At 37.0% G+C, this 3849-nt stretch carries 3 protein-coding genes; all 3 read left to right on the top strand.

Going from position 1 to position 3849, the window contains the following annotated elements; all coding sequences use genetic code 11:
- A partial coding sequence (locus VB118_11105; GenBank protein ID MEA4833147.1) for an ABC transporter ATP-binding protein occupies window positions 1-670 on the top strand: 670 nt, incomplete at its 5' end.
- 61 nt (window positions 671-731) lie between these two features.
- A complete protein-coding gene (locus VB118_11100; GenBank protein ID MEA4833146.1) occupies window positions 732-2567 on the top strand; it encodes an ABC transporter ATP-binding protein in 1836 nt (611 codons plus the stop codon).
- On the top strand, window positions 2560-3849 hold a 1290-nt coding region (locus VB118_11095), incomplete at its 3' end, for an ABC transporter ATP-binding protein (GenBank protein MEA4833145.1). The genes VB118_11100 and VB118_11095, both read left to right, overlap by 8 nt.

The following is a 3849-nucleotide window of genomic DNA, read 5'->3' as shown; positions in this document are numbered from 1 at the left end:
CGCCGTTGTCGGAATGAACGGATCGGGAAAGACGACGTTTATAAAGCTTCTTTGCCGTCTTTATGACCCGACAGAAGGAGAAATACTATTAAACGGAATTAATATAAAAAAATACGATTACGACGAATATATGTCGATATTCTCAGTCGTGTTTCAGGATTTCAAGCTGTTTTCGTTTTCACTCGGTCAGAATGTCGCGGCAAGGGTGGATTACGATAAAACAAAGGTTGAGGCCTGTCTTAAAGAAGCAGGCTTCGGAGACAGACTTTCCTCAATGCCGGAGGGCGTTGAAACCTGCCTTTACAAGGACTTTGACGAGAAGGGAGTAGAGATTTCCGGCGGAGAGGCACAGAAAATCGCACTTGCGCGTGCGCTTTATAAAGACGCGCCGTTTATCGTCCTCGACGAGCCGACCGCCGCGCTCGATCCGATTGCCGAATATGAGATTTACAGCAAATTCAATGAAATTGTCGGCGATAAAACAGCGATTTATATCAGTCACCGTCTTTCTTCCTGCCGCTTCTGCGATGATATTGCCGTATTTCATGAAGGGAAGCTTATTCAGCGCGGAAGCCATGACGAGCTTGTCGCCGACGAAGACGGAAAGTATTATGAGCTGTGGCATGCTCAGGCGCAGTATTACGCGGAGGAAGCCAAATGCCAATTATAATTGTGTTGCGTAAAAATATAATTATGCCGGTAGTTAAGATAACGGCAAGGAGGAGTGACTCTTGAAAATAGAAAAATCAAGAAAGGAAAAGCAAAAATATAATCTTCTGTCTAACATTTCATATGCATTAAAAAACATATGGCGATGGGACAAAGCATTTTATCTTTACTTTATTCCTTCAATACCATTTAGCATCTTATTACCACTTGTTGAAATTTACTATCCGAAAATTATAATCGATGCGGTCGAAGGAAAGCAAAGCATTCCAACTATTATTATGATTGTCATGATTATTGGTGCTATGATGCTTTTTATAAATTTAATCAACAGTTTCTGCGGTTCACGGCTTGCTATGCGTCAATACAACTTTTCTACGATGTATCAACATGAGATTACTGAGAAATTTATGCGCACGGATTTTTCAAATACTGACAATCCAAAAATAAATTTAAAATACTCCCTCGTAATGAATGATGCCTGTTCAGGGCAATGCGCACCGGAATTCATATGGCGGTCTTTGCGCGTTTTTTTATGCAATACTCTGGGAGTGTTTACATATGGAAGCATAATTACAATGATGTCACCGCTGATACTGTGTCTGCTCTTTGCGTCTGCCGCAATAACTTATTTTGTCAGCCGTTGGCAACGCAATTATTCCGAAAAGCACAAGGACAGTTGGACAGCGATTGACAGAAAAATCGGATACTTATCCGGATTTTCATCGAAATTCGAATACGCAAAGGACATTCGTATTTATGGTATGTTGAATTGGCTCAACGGATTGCTCAATGGTTTTCAAGAAGAACGTTTTTCGTGGACAAAAAAAATGAACATTCGTTCTTTTATAGGTGTTTGTATTAGTACAGTATTAACGCTGTTACGTGACGGAGCAGCATATGCAGTTTTGATTGTTATGATAATAAACAATAAAATCAGTGTCGGAGATTTTGTTTTTTATTTCGGTGCGATAACAGGATTTTCCGTATGGCTCAACAACATCGTTGACAATGTAAATGATATTGTGGCAAAGAGTATAAAAATCAGTTATTACAGGGAATATTTCAATATTAAGGAAAATTATAATCACGCACAGGGTTGTTCTTTACCTACATTAGAAGAATTGCCTGTTGATATTGAATTCTGTAATGTTTCATATCAATATCCCTCGACAGAAGAAAATAAGTATACCTTAAAAAATATTAATATTAAAATAGACAAAGGCGAGCGTATTGCAATCGTTGGTGAAAATGGTGCAGGAAAAACGACGCTTATAAAACTGCTGTGCGGATTTTATTTTCCGACAGAAGGTATAATTAAAATAAATGGTAAGTCAGTCAGCGAATACAATATTGAGGAATACTATACACTGTTTTCAGCGGTGTTTCAGGATATGTATTTACTTCCTGTCTCAATTTCTGAATTTATTTCATCTAGTGACACAGTTATCGACCGTGATAAAGTTGAAAAAGTAATAAAAAAAGCCGGACTTTTAAAAAAAATAAATAGCCTCCCGAAAAGCATTGATTCACGCCTTATGAAAGGTGTGTTTGATGATTCAATTGAATTATCTGGTGGAGAAAAACAGAAGCTTATGCTTGCCCGTGCGTTGTACAAAAATTCACCGGTAATTATACTTGACGAGCCGACCGCTGCTCTTGATCCGATTGCAGAGAATGAACTATATTTGAAATACAATGAATTGACAAAACATAAAACTTCAATTTATATTTCACACCGCCTCGCTTCAACACGTTTCTGTGATAGGATTATTCTTGTTGACAACGGTGAGATTGTAGAATCGGGTTCTCACGACGAGTTGATGAAGCGAGGGGGAAAATATGCCTACATGTTCGACCTTCAAAGCCATTACTATAAGGAGACTGCAGATAATGCGTAAAGAGAAAATGAATCCAAATATACGTGCCATCAAGCTTTGGCATTCGCTTTGCAGATCATATTTTCCTCTGATGATTGCGAATGCGTTCTTTTCAAACTTGTCGCCATATTTCAATATATATATGTCTGCTGAAATCGTAAATGAAATTGCCGGAGCTAGAAACACACAAAGACTCTTAATACTGGTATTGATTATTGTTACTGGAAACTTTATGATTTCTATTTTTGGCGGGTTTTTAAGCCGTGAATTCGGATTAAAGTCCGCTGTTCTTGATCAAAAAGAAATAACTTTATTTAATAATAAAACACTGATGCTGGATTATGATAATTTGGAAAATACTGAGGTTCGTCAGCTGCGCCGTAAAATAATCGAATCAGCAAAAATCGATTGGCATGGTAAACAGTCTTTAATAAACAGTCTTAATAATCTTACTTATAATGTCATTAATATTATACTTTCAGTATATTTATTTACAGAAATGCTTATTTTGATTGTTTCTGCGGAATTTAGTTGGATATTCTTGATGTTTTTTGGAATGTTGATTTTGTTGATTGCTCTTAATGTTTGGGTGAGCTTTTTCGTTGAAAAGAAAATAGCATATATATCAAATGATGTATCTCAGACCATGATTGATGAAAACCGCATTGACGATGCGCTTGACAGTTATAATATGGGCAAAGATGTACGACTGTATCGGCAGGATAAATTGGTCATGAAGATAAAAAATATTTCTTTTGACCTTCATAAAAAAGCTTTCAGGAAGCTGTTTTCAGAGAAATTCAAATCAGAAATTCCAATACAAGTATTGTCATATCTGTTGCAAGCAACGACATATATATTTGTTTGTATTTATGCAATAAAAGAAGTATTTGGAATTGGCAGTATAATTAAATATATCGGATTTATACGAAGATTAATAAATGCAGTTATTTATATGTTCAATATCATTGGAGAAATTAAATACAATACTCCGTTCATTGTGGATTATCTTGCATTCTTTGATATTCAACAAAAGATGTACCTGGGCACCCTCCCGGTCGAAAAGCGCTCTCTCTGCGTCGGCGGAGATAACGATTATGAGATCGAATTCCGAGATGTGTCGTTCAAATATCCGTCTTCCGATGCTTATGCTCTGCGGAATGTTTCGCTCAAATTCAGAATCGGCGAAAGGCTCGCCGTTGTCGGAATGAACGGATCGGGAAAGACGACGTTTATAAAGCTTCTTTGCCGTCTTTATGACCCGACAGAAGGAGAAATACTATTAAACGGAATTAATATAAAA

It is taken from the genome of Oscillospiraceae bacterium (assembly GCA_034925865.1).
GTDB lineage: Bacteria > Bacillota > Clostridia > Oscillospirales > SIG627 > SIG704.
This window is presented reverse-complemented; position numbering and strand designations above follow the sequence as displayed.